This window comes from Serratia sp. AS12 (assembly GCF_000214195.1).
GTDB classification, from domain to species: Bacteria; Pseudomonadota; Gammaproteobacteria; order Enterobacterales; family Enterobacteriaceae; genus Serratia; species Serratia plymuthica.
In genome coordinates this window covers 4,620,419-4,635,387 of sequence record NC_015566.1, presented here as the reverse complement: position 1 = coordinate 4,635,387, position 14,969 = coordinate 4,620,419, and the positions used below count along the sequence as shown (strand labels likewise).

At 53.6% G+C, this 14,969-nt stretch carries 14 protein-coding genes; all 14 read left to right on the top strand.

Annotation, left to right across the window (positions count from 1 at the left end):
* Nucleotides 1–22 precede the first annotated feature (22 nt).
* The 14 genes from ilvD (at nt 23) to SERAS12_RS21405 (ending at nt 14,955) form a co-directional block, all read left to right on the top strand.
* Nucleotides 23–1,864, top strand: coding sequence for a dihydroxy-acid dehydratase (ilvD, locus tag SERAS12_RS21470; protein ID WP_013814546.1), 1,842 nt, complete (start codon nt 23–25; stop codon nt 1,862–1,864).
* Entirely contained in the window at nt 1,861–3,042 is a 1,182-nt protein-coding gene (gene metC, locus SERAS12_RS21465) for a cystathionine beta-lyase (protein ID WP_013814545.1), read from the top strand. Before ilvD ends, metC begins: the two co-directional genes overlap by 4 nt.
* 58 nt (nt 3,043–3,100) lie before the next feature.
* Nucleotides 3,101–4,420 (top strand): LLM class flavin-dependent oxidoreductase, encoded by a 1,320-nt coding sequence (locus SERAS12_RS21460; protein ID WP_013814544.1) that lies wholly within the window; start codon nt 3,101–3,103, stop codon nt 4,418–4,420.
* Between the two features lie 74 nt (nt 4,421–4,494).
* A complete protein-coding gene (locus SERAS12_RS21455; protein WP_013814543.1) occupies nt 4,495–5,694 on the top strand; it encodes a benzoate/H(+) symporter BenE family transporter in 1,200 nt (399 codons plus the stop codon).
* 35 nt (nt 5,695–5,729) lie between these two features.
* Complete coding sequence (locus SERAS12_RS21450; RefSeq protein ID WP_013814542.1) at nt 5,730–6,890, top strand: mandelate racemase/muconate lactonizing enzyme family protein; 1,161 nt, start codon at nt 5,730–5,732, stop codon at nt 6,888–6,890.
* Between the two features lie 69 nt (nt 6,891–6,959).
* The gene (locus tag SERAS12_RS21445; protein ID WP_013814541.1) at nt 6,960–8,006 is read left to right on the top strand and encodes an aminotransferase class IV; all 1,047 of its coding nucleotides are present in this window, start codon (nt 6,960–6,962) and stop codon (nt 8,004–8,006) included.
* Between the two features lie 2 nt (nt 8,007–8,008).
* Entirely contained in the window at nt 8,009–8,641 is a 633-nt protein-coding gene (locus tag SERAS12_RS21440; protein ID WP_013814540.1) for a glutathione S-transferase family protein, read from the top strand.
* Between the two features lie 30 nt (nt 8,642–8,671).
* The gene (locus SERAS12_RS21435) at nt 8,672–8,923 is read left to right on the top strand and encodes a phosphopantetheine-binding protein (protein ID WP_013814539.1); all 252 of its coding nucleotides are present in this window, start codon (nt 8,672–8,674) and stop codon (nt 8,921–8,923) included.
* A gap of 15 nt (nt 8,924–8,938) precedes the next feature.
* Nucleotides 8,939–9,454, top strand: a complete 516-nt coding sequence (locus SERAS12_RS21430; RefSeq protein WP_013814538.1) for a gamma-glutamylcyclotransferase family protein — start codon at nt 8,939–8,941, stop codon at nt 9,452–9,454.
* Between the two features lie 32 nt (nt 9,455–9,486).
* Nucleotides 9,487–10,548: a DUF6421 family protein gene (locus SERAS12_RS21425; protein ID WP_013814537.1), complete on the top strand. Its 1,062-nt coding sequence runs from the start codon at nt 9,487–9,489 to the stop codon at nt 10,546–10,548.
* Entirely contained in the window at nt 10,545–12,233 is a 1,689-nt protein-coding gene (locus SERAS12_RS21420) for a thiamine pyrophosphate-binding protein (RefSeq protein WP_013814536.1), read from the top strand. Before SERAS12_RS21425 ends, SERAS12_RS21420 begins: the two co-directional genes overlap by 4 nt.
* Nucleotides 12,234–12,628: 395 nt before the next feature.
* Complete coding sequence (locus tag SERAS12_RS21415) at nt 12,629–13,054, top strand: hypothetical protein (RefSeq protein ID WP_013814535.1); 426 nt, start codon at nt 12,629–12,631, stop codon at nt 13,052–13,054.
* Nucleotides 13,051–13,563: a hypothetical protein gene (locus SERAS12_RS21410; protein ID WP_013814534.1), complete on the top strand. Its 513-nt coding sequence runs from the start codon at nt 13,051–13,053 to the stop codon at nt 13,561–13,563. Before SERAS12_RS21415 ends, SERAS12_RS21410 begins: the two co-directional genes overlap by 4 nt.
* An 18-nt stretch (nt 13,564–13,581) precedes the next feature.
* Nucleotides 13,582–14,955, top strand: coding sequence for an aminotransferase class V-fold PLP-dependent enzyme (locus SERAS12_RS21405; protein ID WP_013814533.1), 1,374 nt, complete (start codon nt 13,582–13,584; stop codon nt 14,953–14,955).
* Nucleotides 14,956–14,969 lie beyond the last annotated feature (14 nt).

Genomic DNA, 14,969 nt, shown 5'->3' with positions numbered 1-14,969 from the left:
TCAGTTAAGGCACCCATAAAAAATGTATCGTTCCCGTACTTCTACCCATGGTCGTAATATGGCCGGTGCTCGCAGTTTATGGCGTGCTACAGGCATGACAGACGCCGATTTTGATAAACCTATCATTGCGGTAGTGAACTCTTTTACCCAATTTGTGCCGGGTCACGTACATTTGAAAGATCTCGGCCAGATGGTCGCCCGCGAGATCGAGCAGGCTGGCGGTGTCGCCAAAGAGTTTAATACCATCGCCATCGACGATGGCATCGCGATGGGGCATGACGGTATGCTTTACAGCTTGCCCTCGCGTGAGCTGATTGCCGACAGTGTGGAATATATGGTGAACGCGCATTGCGCCGATGCCATGGTCTGTATCTCCAACTGCGACAAAATCACGCCGGGAATGCTGATGGCAGCGTTACGCCTGAATATCCCGGTCATTTTCGTCTCCGGTGGCCCGATGGAGTCTGGAAAACTGACATTACGCGGCGAAAAGCGCGCCTTTGATCTCATCGACGCCATGGTGGTTGCTGCAGATGACACCATGACCGACGAGGAAGTGACGGCGGTGGAGGCCGTGGCCTGCCCGACCTGTGGCTCCTGTTCAGGGATGTTTACCGCCAATTCCATGAATTGTCTGACGGAAGCGCTGGGGCTGGCGCTGCCTGGCAATGGCTCAATACTGGCAACTCATGCGCTGCGCAAGCAGCTGTTTCTTGAGTCCGGTCGTCGCATCGTGGAGCTGTGTCGTCGCTACTATGAGCAACACGATGCCAGCATCCTGCCCCGTTCTATTGCCACAAGAGAAGCATTCGAAAACGCCATGACGATGGATATCGCCATGGGCGGCTCCACCAACACCGTACTTCACCTGCTGGCGGCGGCCTATGAAGGCCAGGTGAATTTCACTATGGAAGATATCGATCGTCTGTCACGTAAGGTGCCGGTGCTATGCAAAGTCGCGCCTGCGGTTGAGAACGTCCATATGGAGGATGTGCATCGCGCAGGAGGCGTGATGGCGGTAATGGCAGAACTGCACCGCGGCGGGTTGATTAACGTCAATACCGGCACGGTACATGCCGAGACGCTGGGCGCTGCGCTGGCACGGTGGGATATAAAAACCAGCGATGATCCGGAAATTCGCCGGTTCTATCGCGCCGCGCCGGGAGGTGTACGCACCCAGGTGGCATTCAGCCAGGATAACTATTACCCGGCGCTGGATCTCCATCGCCAGGCAGGCTGCATTCGCAGCATTGAACATGCATTTTCGCAGGATGGCGGTCTGGCGGTGTTGTTCGGCAATATTGCGCAGGAAGGCTGTATCGTGAAAACCGCCAGCGTCGATCCCTCAATGATCCGTTTTACCGGCACTGCACGGGTATTTGAAGGGCAGGACGAAGCGGTGGCAGGCATTCTGTCCGGTGGGGTGCAAGCCGGTGATGTGGTGGTCGTGCGCTACGAAGGCCCGCGCGGCGGGCCGGGAATGCAGGAGATGCTCTATCCCACCAGTTACCTTAAGGCAAAAGGCCTGAACAAGACGTGTGCGCTGATCACCGATGGCCGTTTTTCCGGCGGTTCATCAGGTTTGTCGATTGGCCACATCTCGCCGGAAGCGGCGGCCGGCGGCAATATCGCCCTGATTGAAGACGGGGACATCATTGAGATTGATATCCCCAATCGCGCCATCCGGTTCAAACTGGACGATCATGAGCTGGCCACACGTCGCGCAAAGCGGGAAGCACTGGGCAAGAAAGCCTGGAAGCCGGCCAACCGTCAACGCCGCGTCTCTTCGGCATTACGAGCCTACGCGGCCGTGACCTCCAGTGCCGCCTTCGGTGCGGTACGCATAATCGAGGACGAGGTATGAAACCGGCGCTAACCGTGCGAGGAACCGCAACCCGTCTGACGCACGGCGGTAGAACGCCGGCAGAACACCATGGTTTTGTTAATCCACCCGTTTACCGGGGTTCAACGGTGTTGGCCCCTACGGTCGACAGCTTGTTGAACTACCGTCAGCCCTATGTTTATGGCCGCCTGGGCTCTCCAACCACGGCCGCCCTGCAGGAGGCGCTGCGTGAGCTGGACGGTAGCGCAGGCGTATTGCTTTGCCCGTCCGGGCTGGCGGCTATTGCACTGGCGCTTCAGGCTACCCTGACTCCCGGTGACCATCTGCTGATGACCGACGTGGCCTATCGTCCGGCACGTCGGCTTTGCGAAGGGGTGTTAAACCGTCAGGGAATTACGACGCAGTGGTTCTCACCTTCTCTGGGGGCCGACGAGCTGCGCCGGTTGATTAACTCCAAGACTCGGGCTATTTATCTGGAAACTCCAGGGTCGCAGACCATGGAAATGTCCGATATTCCCGTCTTGGTGGCTGTGGCCAGGGAGGCCGGATTGCTGGTGATAATGGATAACACCTGGGCAACGCCGCTGTTTTTCGATGCGTTTTCCTATGGTGCCGATATCGTGATCCAGGCCGCCACCAAGTACATCGCAGGCCATGCTGATGTGATGTTGGGAATCGTTTCTGCCTCTGAACGCGCCTTGCCTCTATTGCGTGAATATCACCGTGAAACCGGCTTGTGCGTCAGCCCGGATGATGCCTGGCTGACACTGCGTGGTCTGCGTACCCTGGCGGTGCGCATGCGTCAGCATCAGGAGAATGCACGCCATCTCACCCAGTGGTTGGCAGGGCGTGAAGAGGTGCAAGCCGTATGGTATCCGGCGCTGGAAACGGATGAGGGTCATGCCCTGTGGCAGCGCGATTTTACCGGCGCGGCAAGTTTATTCACCGTCGTGCTGCAGCCGGCACCGGCGCAGGCGGTTGCAGCCTTTCTCGAGGGGTTGCAGCTTTTTGGCCTTGGTTTCTCATGGGGCGGTTTCGAAAGCCTGGCGCTGCCTTTTGACTGCTCTGAATATCGCCTGGCGCCTCCCCGACAGCCCGTGGGCCCCTGTGTCCGATTTTATATCGGGTTGGAAGATCCGGACGATCTCCGCCGCGATCTGGAACAAGGCCTGCGACGCTTCAATGCAGAACGAGATTAACGCAAATAGAGATTGCGACCAATTTGTCATCAAACTTCACCGATAACCGGAATATACGATGAAAAAACATCTCTGCCTCGGCGGTTTTATGCGCCCAATCTGCCTGCACACTGCCTGGTGGCGCCATCCTTCAGCACCGGCTCACGCCAATTTCCACTGGCCAACCATCAAATATCTGGCGCAGAAACTGGAGCATGCCTGTTTCGACGCCATTTTCACCGCCGATCATCTGGCGTTAATGCCAATGCCCCCGTCTGCGCTGCGCCGCAGCGCTACGGTCACGTCCTACGATCCGTTGGTCATGCTATCGGCCATTGCCGCCTGTACGGAACATATTGGCCTGATTGCTACCGGCTCCACCAGCTATGAAGATCCTTATCTGTTGGCACGACGCTTCGCTTCACTTGATCATTTAAGCAATGGGCGGGCCGGGTGGAATATTGTCACTACGGTAAATCCTCAGGCGGCGCACAATTTTGGTCTTGATACGGCACTGCGTCATGGTGAGCGTTACGCTCGGGCAGAGGAGTTTTTCAAGGTGGCCACCGGGTTGTGGGATGGCTGGTCCGATAACGCTTTGGTCATGGACAAGGAGAGCGGTATCTTTAGTGATTTGGATAAGATCCAGCCGTTAAACCATCAGGGTGATTTTTTTTCCGTGCAGGGCCCATTGAACATTGCGCGTCCGGTACAGGGGTGGCCGGTTATTGCGTTGGCAGGCGCTTCGGAAGGCGCCAGAGAGATGGCGGCCCGCTCCGCTGACCTTGTCTTCGGCAATGCTCGCAGTCTGGAAACCGGGCAACAGTTCTATCGCGATGTTAAAAACCGTGCCCGCGCCTGGGGTCGCGATCCGTCAGCGATTAAGATCCTTCCGGCTAACCAAGTGTACGTCGGCGCGACCCACGCCGAAGCGCTGGCAAAAAAACGCTATATGGACAATCTGGTCCACATCGAAAGTAATATTCCCAATCTCTCGATCCGTTTGGGTGTCGACTGTTCCAAATTTGACCCGGATAAATTATTGCCCGACCTGCCCACCACGGAGCAGGGCCAGGGAAATCAGCGTGAGTGGGTCGCATTGGCGCGGCGTGAAAAACTGACCGTCCGGGAGTTGGCTAAACGTGCGGCAGAATCCGGAACCGGCGAAATGGTCGGTACGCCGACGGAAATTGCCGATCAGATGGAAGCCTGGTTCATGGAGGAAGCCTGCGACGGTTTCATTATTGTTTTTCACACCGTTCCCGATGGCTATGAGGATTTCACTACTCTGGTCGTGCCGGAATTACAACGTCGTGGTTTAATGCGAACACAATATACAGGTAACACACTGCGGGAAAATATAGGCCTGCCGCGTCCGATCAGTCACCTTGATAAATAAAAGCAACATTGATTTAAACTCAATGGCAGTTATTTACGCATTGGCATGTGGATTCACGTTATTCGGGAGTGGAAATGGAATCAAATACATTAATGCAGCGCCGGTCATCTGATTTTTCCTGGCAGGCCGCTGGAGCGGGCCTGCTTTCTTCTTTTGTCGGTTTCGCTTCTACATTTACGCTGATTGTACAGGCGCTGGTCAATACTGGTGCAACGCAGCAGCAGGCTGCTACCGGGTTGATGGCGGTGTCTGTCGCCATGGGATTGGCGGGGATTTTACTCAGTTTAAAATACCGTATGCCGGTCAGCGTTGCATGGTCAACCCCGGGGGCGGCGCTGTTGGTGGGGCTGGGCGTGGTGAAAGGCGGTTTTGCCGTCACCACAGGAGCTCTGTTGATGGCAGCAGTGATGCTGATCGTAGCAGGGCTGTGGAAACCCCTGAGCCAGGCCATTAACAAGATCCCATCGAGCATTGCCAATGCCATGCTGGCAGGTATTATCCTCAATCTGTGTGTCGCCCCGGTGCATGCTTTGGCGAGCTATCCACGCTATATTGCGCCCGTGCTGATTGTTTGGTTAGTGATGTTGAAAATAAACCGGATATTAGCCATTCCCTGCGCAGCTATTGCAACCCTTGCGGTAATTTATATGACGGCGAATATTGGCGATATTCACATGTCAGAGATCTTGCCTGAATTTATTCTGGTACGACCGGAATTTACGCTCTCCGCTTTTATCAGCATTGCCTTGCCGTTATTTATTGTCACCATGGCTTCACAAAACATTCCCGGGATGACTGTTCTGAACGTCAATGGTTATAAGCCGGATGCAACGCCGTTATTTACCAGCACCGGTGTCAGCAGCCTGTTGGCGGCACCCTTCGGCGGCCCGGCCATCGGGCTGGCGGCGATTACCGCCGCCATCTGCGCCGGAGATGAAGCAGGTAAGGATCCTGCCAAACGTTACTGGGCGGGCATCATCTGCGGTGCGGCGTACATCGTCTACGGCATGCTCGCAGGTGCCGCCACGCGGTTTATTTCCGTTTCGCCGCCGGTGCTGATCGAAGCCGTCGCGGGGCTTGCGCTGATGGGGGCGCTGGGTAATTCGCTGGTGAATGCCCTTAGCGACAAAACGCATCGCGATGCGGCAATTATCACTTTTCTGATCACTATGGGGGGGCATGCCTTTTTTGGCATTGGCGGTGCTTTCTGGGGTCTGATTGCCGGTATTGGAATGGCCTTTTTTCTGCGCCGGCGCGCAGTCACCGCAGCCTGACGCGCTTTCACTTTTAACGGCAAATAAGGGCAGTTATGCAACAGAAAATTATCAAGATCGAAGCTACACCGGTCTTTGTCTCCGGAAATGTGGAAGTGGGCGGCTTGCCTATCAACGGTAAACTTTCCGGCCTGATTGTCGAGATTGAAACCGAAACCGGGATTGTCGGGCATGGTTTCACTGCCATCACTGATGAAGAGGTCGTGGCCGCGATCGTGAAAACCGTCGTGACCCCCAATGTGATCGGGATGGATGCATTGCAGAGAGAAGCGATCAACGAACGCCTTTATTGGTTGTTGAGTCCACGTGGCCAGACCGGTTATGCCAGCCATGCCATTGCGGCCATCGATATTGCGCTTTGGGACATTGCAGGCAAGGCTGCGGGGCAGCCGGTGTGGAAACTGCTGGGCGGTGCCCGTCAGGAACTGAGACATTATACCACCTTTGGTTTCCCTTCCCTGAACGATGAACAACTGGTTCATGCCGCTCGCACCTTGGTCGCGACGGGACATACCCATTTGAAAATGCTGGTGGGCTTTCACGCCATGTCGCGCCGTGACCAGGGGCGTTCTCTTGACGATGTGATCCGTCAGGATGCCCGTCGGGTACGCGCGGTACGTGAGGCGGTGGGCGATACGGCGGAAATCTATATCGACGCCAACTGTGGCCTTGATCACTATCATGCCCTGCGTTTGGCCCAGTCAATCGAGGAGTGCGATATCGCCTTCTTTGAAGAGCCGATCATGGATAACGACCCGGTAAAACTGGCGGATTTGCGTCGTCAGATTCGTATCCCGGTAGCCGCAGGCCAGAGCGAAGGTCAACTTTTCCGCTTCCGCGACATGCTGATGAATAACGCAGTCGATGTGCTGCAACCCAATGTGTGCGTGTGCGGCGGTTACTCCGCCGGGCTGAAAGTGGCCGCGCTGGCGAGAGCTTTCGGGGTCCCCATCGATAATGGGGGAACATTCCCCTATCAGAACATGCATCTGCATGCGGGTGTCGCCAACGGTGGCATGGTGGAGTTTCACGTGGCGGTGACGGATATCTGCCATCAGCTATACCTCGGTTTGCCGGAGCACAACGGAGACAGTGTGACTCTGTCGAATAAACCCGGGCTGGGTTTTGAACTGAACAAAGAGACTTTGGCCGTGCTGTCGCAGGGGCCGTTTTCGCAAGGATTGGGTAAGGCCTGATGCGGAATAATCGCACACTCTTGTCGCCATCCGTGGCGGTATAAACACAACCTGTTGGTGAGACCGACGATGCAATTATCGCAAGAATACACGCCTCAACACACGACGTTGCCAGTGTTCGAAAACTGGTCTCCCACGATGGCCCGGGCGGAATATGACGGCAATACCTGGTCAGCAGTGAGTTTTAGCCCTGTAGCCCCGCTGACCATCGCGCCGGGCGCGATGGCACTGCAATTCGGTGCCGGCGTATTTGAAGGAATGAAAGCCAGGCGCGCAGATGCCAACAAGGCTTACATTTTCCGCGGCGACGAAAACTATCAGCGTTTGTGTCGCTCGGCCCGGCGTCTCTGCCTGCCGTATCCGGATCCGGTGCTGTTTGACGCCGCGCTGGACGGTATCGTCAGCCACTGTGCGAACTGGCAGTCACCATTTTCCAGCGAATGGCTCTATTTGCGCCCATTAATCTACGCCATGGACGATCATCTGATGCCTGTCACCAGCCGGCGTGCGTTGTTCCTGCTACTGGCAGCGCCGATTCGCGCTTACCGGCCCGCTACCTTCTCATTGCGGGTTGAACAGCATCAACATCGTGCGGCACCGGGCGGGTTGGGCGCGGCGAAAACGGCGGCGAATTATGCGCATCAGTTCCAGGCGACGCAGGCCGCTCACTCTGCCGGCTATCAGGCCGTTTTGTGGCTCTCGGCCCTTGATAATCACACCATTGAAGAAGCCAGTACCATGAATGTCTTTTTCGTCGTGGGTGATACCGTTATTACCCCGTTGCTCTCTGACCGGGTTTTAGCCGGGATCACCCGTCAGTCCGCTATCTCCCTGATTCGCAGGCGCGGTATCAGGGTCATTGAGCGAAATATCACGCTGGAAGAGGTCATGCAGGCCAGTCAGCAGCGAAAACTCCGGGAGCTGTTTGTCACTTCGACTGCGCTGGGCGTGCGGGCGGTTGACTATCTGCAAATCGGTGAACGACGCATCGCCACGGCCAACAATCCGTGCTTGTCGGCAGAGATAGCCGTTGAACTGGAAAACATCCAGGCGGGGCGCTGTGGTAGCGACACCTCCGGCTGGCTCAAACCTGTAGCGCTACATAGGGAAGCGTAACGATGTCATTCCCATTAACTCTTTACTACTGTCCCGGTCATCTCTCTTTTGCACCCCATGTGCTCCTCAATGAGATCGGCCAGCCTTTTGAACTGCAGTGCGTATCAATAAAAGACGGTGAGACACGACAACTCGCTTTTCGTGAGCTGAATCCCAAAGGCAAAGTCCCGGTCCTGGCGACACCGCATGGGATCCTGACCGAGGCCTCGGCGATTCTTGTGTGGCTGGCGCTAACCTGGCCGGAATGTCGTTTACTGCCTGCTACGCCGTTTGAACGCGCACAGGCCATAGAGTGGCTTAACTGGCTAAGCAGCATGATGCCTGCCAGCATTGCTCTGCGTCTGCATCCGCATCGCGTTACCGACGAAGAAAATGCCTGGCAGGGGATCCGCCGGCACGGCTTGCGAGAATGTGAACAACTGTATCAACAGATTGAAAACAGGCTACGAGATAAAACCTGGGCCGTGGGTGGCGCATTTTCGATTGTCGATCCGGCTGTGATGATTTTTTTCCGTTGGGGGACATTGCTGGGGCTGGATATGAGCCAATTCCCTCACTGGCGGCAGCATACAGACAATATGCTGAGACGACCGGCAGTACTAACAACGTTGTCCACGGAGCAGATTGCATTCTGAATAATATTTCCAACTTTCAAGGTGGTTATTATGGCATCGCCAAGTTTAGATACACTGACTCAATTATTCCGCCAATTCTTCAGTGCAAGAGATAATATTAATTATATAGAATTTAATGCCAATACCGATCTTTTTGCAGCGGGTTTGCTGGATTCGCTGACCATTGTGGAATTTGTGATCTACCTTGAGGATCTTTTGCATAAAGAGATCCCGGTGGGCGACTTTACTCTGACGTCAATTAAAAGCGTTTCTTCGGTTTACGATCATTATGTACTGGATTAAGTCGGGAGGGGATGTATGTTTGCTTCAGCTTTGCCGTGTTATCTGTTTGCTTATGGTTCATGCATGAACCAACAAAGCTTTACTGCGACGCTCGGCTGCGACAGCCGACGTTATTTTCTCAGTGTTGCCACGTTGCATCAGCATTGTTTGCGCTTTAATTATCCCTCTCTTAACGAGCCAGTCTGTTGCGCCAATATCACCCCTGCCATCGGACATGCTGTGCAGGGAGCGCTTTACCGGATGCCGACCGCATTGTTGGCGTCGGTTGACCGGCGGGAAGGCGTGCATCTGCATCGTTACAAACGCCAATGGGTCAGTGTTTTATTGCCTGACGGACAACAGGTCATGGCCATGACCTACTTCGCGCGGGTAATACATGAGCAAGAGGCTGCCCCCAGCGCCCGCTATCGCCAGTTACTGCTCGATGGCGCGCACGACGCCGGCGTGACGTTAGACTATAAAATCAATTTATTGCAGCATATGGCACGGTTACCGGCCAGAGAGATGACGGACAACGCGCTATTACCTTGAAGTATTCCCCTTCATTCAAGAGAGGCATTTGCATGAAAGACGATATTGTCGCTGCGGTAAACCTGTGTCGAAAGAAAATTATAGCGGAAGGAATAACCGCTGACATTGAGCAGATTCATCGCTGTATTGTCCCCATATTGAGTAAATATCGGGATAATATTCATATTAATACCTTGCTAAGAAACTGCGCCAATCGGAGTTTTTCCTGCGGAAATTTACTCGATCTTACTTGTTTTTCCGATCCTGAATTTATTGTGGGATTTTTTTCTGTACCCTATAACCCGGATGCCTTTCTGGAAGCCATGCGTGTAAAAATTATTCCGTTACCCAAGGTAGTCACTGATTTAGTCCCCATATCTGACGCTGTACCGGCAGTGATTGAATCTTGTACCGAAGGGTTTCTTAATCCGTTGGCGGTAGCGGTTTTTGCGGAAAATTACCGTGACGCCGAGGTTAAAGAACATCACCAGGCTTATTATTTGATCGACAAATTTGTGGCGCGTTTTAAAGGCTATACGCGTAAAGCGATTGACGCTTTCTGGTCACCTACCGCCTTCGCCGACATTATCGATGCCGATGATCCGTTGTTGATCAACGCCAGCGCTATTTGGGTACATCTGCATGAGCATTATCATCGTCGCGGCTATTTGCCCCTGCCGGAGCACCTGAAAGCCAAAAGTTCACGTAATGGCGCCGGCGCGGAAGAGTTGCGGGTGGATATTCTGACGTTGCTGACGCTGTTGCGTTTGAGTTCCCCGGTAGCGGAACTGCGTGCTGCTACGCAGTACATTCTGGCTGAAAGGCTAATTCGTTATCCGCTGCAGGCCTCTGCGCAAGATAACTACGATGCACGTTCCTCTGTCGCTCTGTTCCAGTACCTGCAGCGCCATGGGATTATTGCCAGTAATGGTGGTAAATTTTATTTTAGAGGCGGTTATGCGGCTCTTGAACAGGCATTACAATCAATTGCCGTGAAAATGGCAGCGCTGGAGTACCGACTGAGCCGGTTGCCGCAAGAGGAGCGTAAACAGCGATGGTCTTTGCTCCTTCCTGCACTGGCGAACAACAATAACCAATGGAGTCTGCAGGCATGAGTGTCATAACGACTGCCGCGCTTAGCGCTCGTCGCGGGGCGGATGTATTGTTGGAAACCTTGGCCAGTGAAGGTGTGGAATATATTTTCGGCAACCCGGGTACCACCGAGTTGCCGCTGATCGACGCACTGCTGCGCAACCCGGCGCTGAAATATATTCTCGCACTGCAGGAGGCGAGTGCCGTAGCGATGGCCGATGGTTACGCTCAGGCGTCTGGAAAACCGGGATTTCTTAACCTGCATACTGCGGGGGGCCTTGGTCATGGCATGGGAAATCTGTTGAATGCCAAAGTCTCCCAGACGCCGTTGGTGGTGACTGCCGGGCAGCAGGATACTCGGCATGCGATCAGCGACCCCTTGCTCTATGACGATCTGAACAGCATCGCGGCGCCAGCGGTTAAATGGGCAGAAAATGTCTCCAACGCCATGCAGTTGCCGGTGCTCATCCGGCGCGCTTTTCATGATGCCAACGCAGCTCCCAGCGGCCCGGTATTTCTCAGCTTGCCGATGGATATCATGGATCAGCTCAGTGATGTGCCTATCGGTGAGCCTTCGCAGATTGATCGGCATACCACGGGGGGATCATTACCTGCTTTGGCGCAAATCCTGGCTGATTACCTCCCCGGCAGAGTGGCCATTATCGCCGGGGACGAGATCCATCACAGTCACGCTTCGGCCGAGACCCAGCGAGTCGCGGAGTTGCTTGGGGCTCACGTGTATGGTTCATCCTGGCCTTCGCGCATTCCGTTTCCCACTTCGCACGCGTTATGGCGCGGTAACATGCCGACTACCGCGCGGGGGATTGCCGAGATCCTGCAAAACTACGAAGCAATCTTTGCCCTGGGTGGCAAATCATTAATCACTATCCTCTACAGCGAAGGCTCTGCAGTGCCGGAGAATTGCGCGGTCTATCAGCTTTCCGCCGACGTTAATGATTTGGGACGTTCCTATGCCACCCGGCTTTCCGTAGTCGGCGATATTAAAACGTCACTGAATGCCATGCTGCCAAAGCTGGAGAGTCTGACCGAGGCAAAACGCGAGAACTATGACGCCCTGATCCAGCACGCCCGGAATGAAAAACAATGGGCGCGGGAGGTCCTGGAGCGAGAGGTCGAGGTGAAATTCGCGTTGCCGGTCATTGCGCCGCTGGTGGCTGCCCATGAGGTTGTACGTGCCATCGGGCCCGACGTAGCCATTATTGATGAGGCATTATGCGTCTCATCGTCGATGCGTAGATTTCTCTCCAGCGATCAAGCCGGGCAATATGGTTTCATGCGTGGCGGCGCGTTGGGATGGGGTATGCCTGCGGCAATTGGTTACAGTCTGGGACGTGGTCGACAACCGGTCGTCTGCCTGGTGGGGGATGGCGCGGCGATGTACTCGCCTCAGGCGATGTGGACGGCTGCCCATGAAGATCTGCCCGTGACCTTTGTGGTGATGAACAATCAGGAATACAACATCCTGAAAAATTTTATGCGCAGCCAGCAGCATTACACTTCTTCCCAAAGCAATACGTTTATTGCCATGGATATCACTCAACCCACCATTGATTATCTAGCACTGGCAAAATCAATGGGGCTTGCAGCATTGCAAATCCGCCGTGCCGGCGATATTGCCCCGGCGATTGAAGCGGCAATCGTCAGTGGAAAACCTGGGTTGATTGAGATTATCATCAGCGCGAGTTAAACGCGCACTCCGGTGAATACAGGTACAACCTGGCCTGACGCCACAGTCACCGGAGGCCTTTGAACCGGCCTATTCGTGAGGGCTGGCATTGTCAACGGATTGTGCGGGTACGGAAAGAAACCAACGGCTGGGGCTGAAACGTACCACTTTGCTTTCACGGATGAAGAAAATGGGCATGTGAACCGGTAAAGGTCTCTGGGGGTAGTGGCACGTTATTATAAATAAGGTGGGCATTTAATGAGACGCTTATAATTAACGCTGAAATTATCCCTGGGTATTTTTATAATTAACGTTACTGACACCTCCGACTTGAAGGTTTTTTTAATGGCGCTCTGGCGAGTTTATAATACGTCACCTATAACTAACCGAGTGTTTTTATTGGTGGGACGGTAAGTATGCTATCAATTCCAAGTGTATTAATATCCAACAGACACAGTATATTATTAAAAGATGATGTCAGATTGTTGCTCACGGCGCTCGAGGGAATTGAGGGCGACTTCCTGGTAAATATGGAACCTGCGTGCCGACAGATATTGAAATTTTTAAATCACGAGGTGGCGAGAGCGGAAAGGGTCAGTAATGAAGCGTTCAGTATTTTTGATGATTACTTCGGTATAACACGAACCTCGGATCGGCCCTTGGACGTTTATATTTCATCAGGAATTCATTGTGCTTTGCTTTTTAGTGAGGAAATAAAGGTGTCTGAAACGGCACTGCGGATTGATGAGCAAGAAAGATTATTGCAAGGGATACATGAAGCACTGTTAATTGGCATTGATTACCTCAGTGCTTCAGAACAGCATGTCAGGGAGCGGATATGAAGAGTCCAGAGTTAACCCGTTGGAAGGTCGGGCATAAGATTTTCACCCTTTTTATTCAGGCGGCATTGTTGGCATTACATAATGTTGAAGAATATTTCCTGCAGGGTAACAGGCATGACGGTATTCTCTCACTGAGAAATGCGGCCAATATGATGAGAATGTCGGCACTGGCAATGAAATACAGCGCTGACTTTCAGAAAGGAAAGTATGAAAGCATTATCCGGCCCTCTATGCCCGAGAGGTTCAGCGGGTTGGGGAGTATGGATCATGCCTATTTAATTAAAATCATGGCGCGCATAAAAAAGAATAAAGAACGAATGCGGGCATTTTTTGGTGAGGAATACGATGATTTTGTTGCCTCGGTACAGCAAGCCTACGATGCCCACATTCTTGTCTGCGAGCGTTTTGTGGAAAACCAAAATAGCCTGAGAAGCGCAAATTTACACCCTGCGGCTGAAGTGCTCACCGAGTTTAAAATTAAACGTTTGTCTTTTATTCAACCTAAATGATCGGGGGGCAAGGAAACCATGTTTAATCAAGAGGAATTGGCCCTATTGGCCAGACAGCTCTCCGCCCTGGAGGCGAGTTTCTCCCTGTTGCCTGACTATGAGGAAAATGAAGCCTTGGCGCCGATGGAGGCGGTATTGAGTGAGCTATCTTCAAGGATGGCCGATAATTATCCCTATTTTCACCCCTTTTATTTGGGGCAAATGCTGAAACCCCCTCATCCCATTGCGCGTCTCGCTTATTCCTTATGCCTGTATATCAACCCTAATAATCATGCACTTGATGGTGGAAGAGCCACCTCGGCGATGGAAAAGGAAGCGGTTGCCGAAATAGCCCACATGTTTGGCTGGTCCGAGCATCTTGGCCATCTGACCAGTGGCGGGACCTTTGCCAATCTGGAAGCGCTTTGGATAGCCAAAATGCTACGTCCAGGGACGACGGTGGCCGCTTCAGAACTGGCGCATTACACCCATGAGCGTATTAGCCAGGTGCTGGACATGAGGTTTGAAAAGATCCCCTGCGATGCCGCCGGGCGAATGGATCTCGTCGAGCTGGAAGCGAGGTTGCAACAAGGCAATATAGGTACCCTGGTCGTGACATTAGGCACTACCGCGGCAGGAACGCTTGATCCCCTGGATGCCATTCTCGCGTTAAAAAGAAAGTATCACTTTAGAGTTCACGTCGATGCCGCCTATGGAGGCTATTTTTCTCTGTGCGAGGGGCTGTCTGTGGCGAGTAGGAGTGCGTTTGAGGCCATGGCGCAAGCGGATTCTATCGTTGTCGATCCGCATAAACATGGTATGCAGCCCTATGGATGCGGCTGTGTCTTGTTTAAGGACCCAGGGGTAGGAATACATTACAAACATGATTCGCCGTACACCTATTTCAGTTCTGATGAATTGCATTTGGGGGAGATCAGTTTGGAATGTTCACGAGCAGGCGCATCGGCCGGCGCGCTTTGGGCTACCCAAAAACTGCTGCCTTTGGTGGCGGGCGGCACGTTTGCTGCTGCGCTGCAATGTTCCAGGGACGCCGCCATGTCACTGTTCCAGTGGTTGGAGGAAGAAGCGGACTGCGTGACGGTTTTGGAACCCGCTCTGGATATTGTGCTGTGGTTTGTGGCTGGCGCCAGTGCCCAGGCCAGTTCAGCGCTGTCGCAAAGGGTGTTTGAAAAGGCCGCTGAAATGAATCTCCATCTGGCATTGGCACGCGTCCCTAAAAAATTGCTGCGGGATAAAATCGCGCCGGACAGCGCATTTTGGGATGCGGAGTCGGTGTTGTGTTTACGGGTATGTCTGATGAAGCCGGCGCATATTGCCTGGTTGCCGCAGATTAAAACGCATCTGCGGGTTGCGATGAATGAGGTTGTCAGGATACCGGCGGAAAAAGCATAAATCATCAGTTGGGA

Coding starts and splice junctions, on each gene's coding strand:
- SERAS12_RS21420 (WP_013814536.1), top strand. CDS start 10,545: ATGAGTGTCATAACGACTGCCGCGCTTAGCGCTCGTCGCGGGGCGGAT.
- SERAS12_RS21425 (WP_013814537.1), top strand. CDS start 9,487: ATGAAAGACGATATTGTCGCTGCGGTAAACCTGTGTCGAAAGAAAATT.
- metC (WP_013814545.1), top strand. CDS start 1,861: ATGAAACCGGCGCTAACCGTGCGAGGAACCGCAACCCGTCTGACGCAC.
- SERAS12_RS21410 (WP_013814534.1), top strand. CDS start 13,051: ATGAAGAGTCCAGAGTTAACCCGTTGGAAGGTCGGGCATAAGATTTTC.
- SERAS12_RS21415 (WP_013814535.1), top strand. CDS start 12,629: ATGCTATCAATTCCAAGTGTATTAATATCCAACAGACACAGTATATTA.
- SERAS12_RS21455 (WP_013814543.1), top strand. CDS start 4,495: ATGGAATCAAATACATTAATGCAGCGCCGGTCATCTGATTTTTCCTGG.
- SERAS12_RS21430 (WP_013814538.1), top strand. CDS start 8,939: ATGTTTGCTTCAGCTTTGCCGTGTTATCTGTTTGCTTATGGTTCATGC.
- SERAS12_RS21450 (WP_013814542.1), top strand. CDS start 5,730: ATGCAACAGAAAATTATCAAGATCGAAGCTACACCGGTCTTTGTCTCC.
- SERAS12_RS21405 (WP_013814533.1), top strand. CDS start 13,582: ATGTTTAATCAAGAGGAATTGGCCCTATTGGCCAGACAGCTCTCCGCC.
- SERAS12_RS21435 (WP_013814539.1), top strand. CDS start 8,672: ATGGCATCGCCAAGTTTAGATACACTGACTCAATTATTCCGCCAATTC.
- SERAS12_RS21445 (WP_013814541.1), top strand. CDS start 6,960: ATGCAATTATCGCAAGAATACACGCCTCAACACACGACGTTGCCAGTG.
- SERAS12_RS21460 (WP_013814544.1), top strand. CDS start 3,101: ATGAAAAAACATCTCTGCCTCGGCGGTTTTATGCGCCCAATCTGCCTG.
- ilvD (WP_013814546.1), top strand. CDS start 23: ATGTATCGTTCCCGTACTTCTACCCATGGTCGTAATATGGCCGGTGCT.
- SERAS12_RS21440 (WP_013814540.1), top strand. CDS start 8,009: ATGTCATTCCCATTAACTCTTTACTACTGTCCCGGTCATCTCTCTTTT.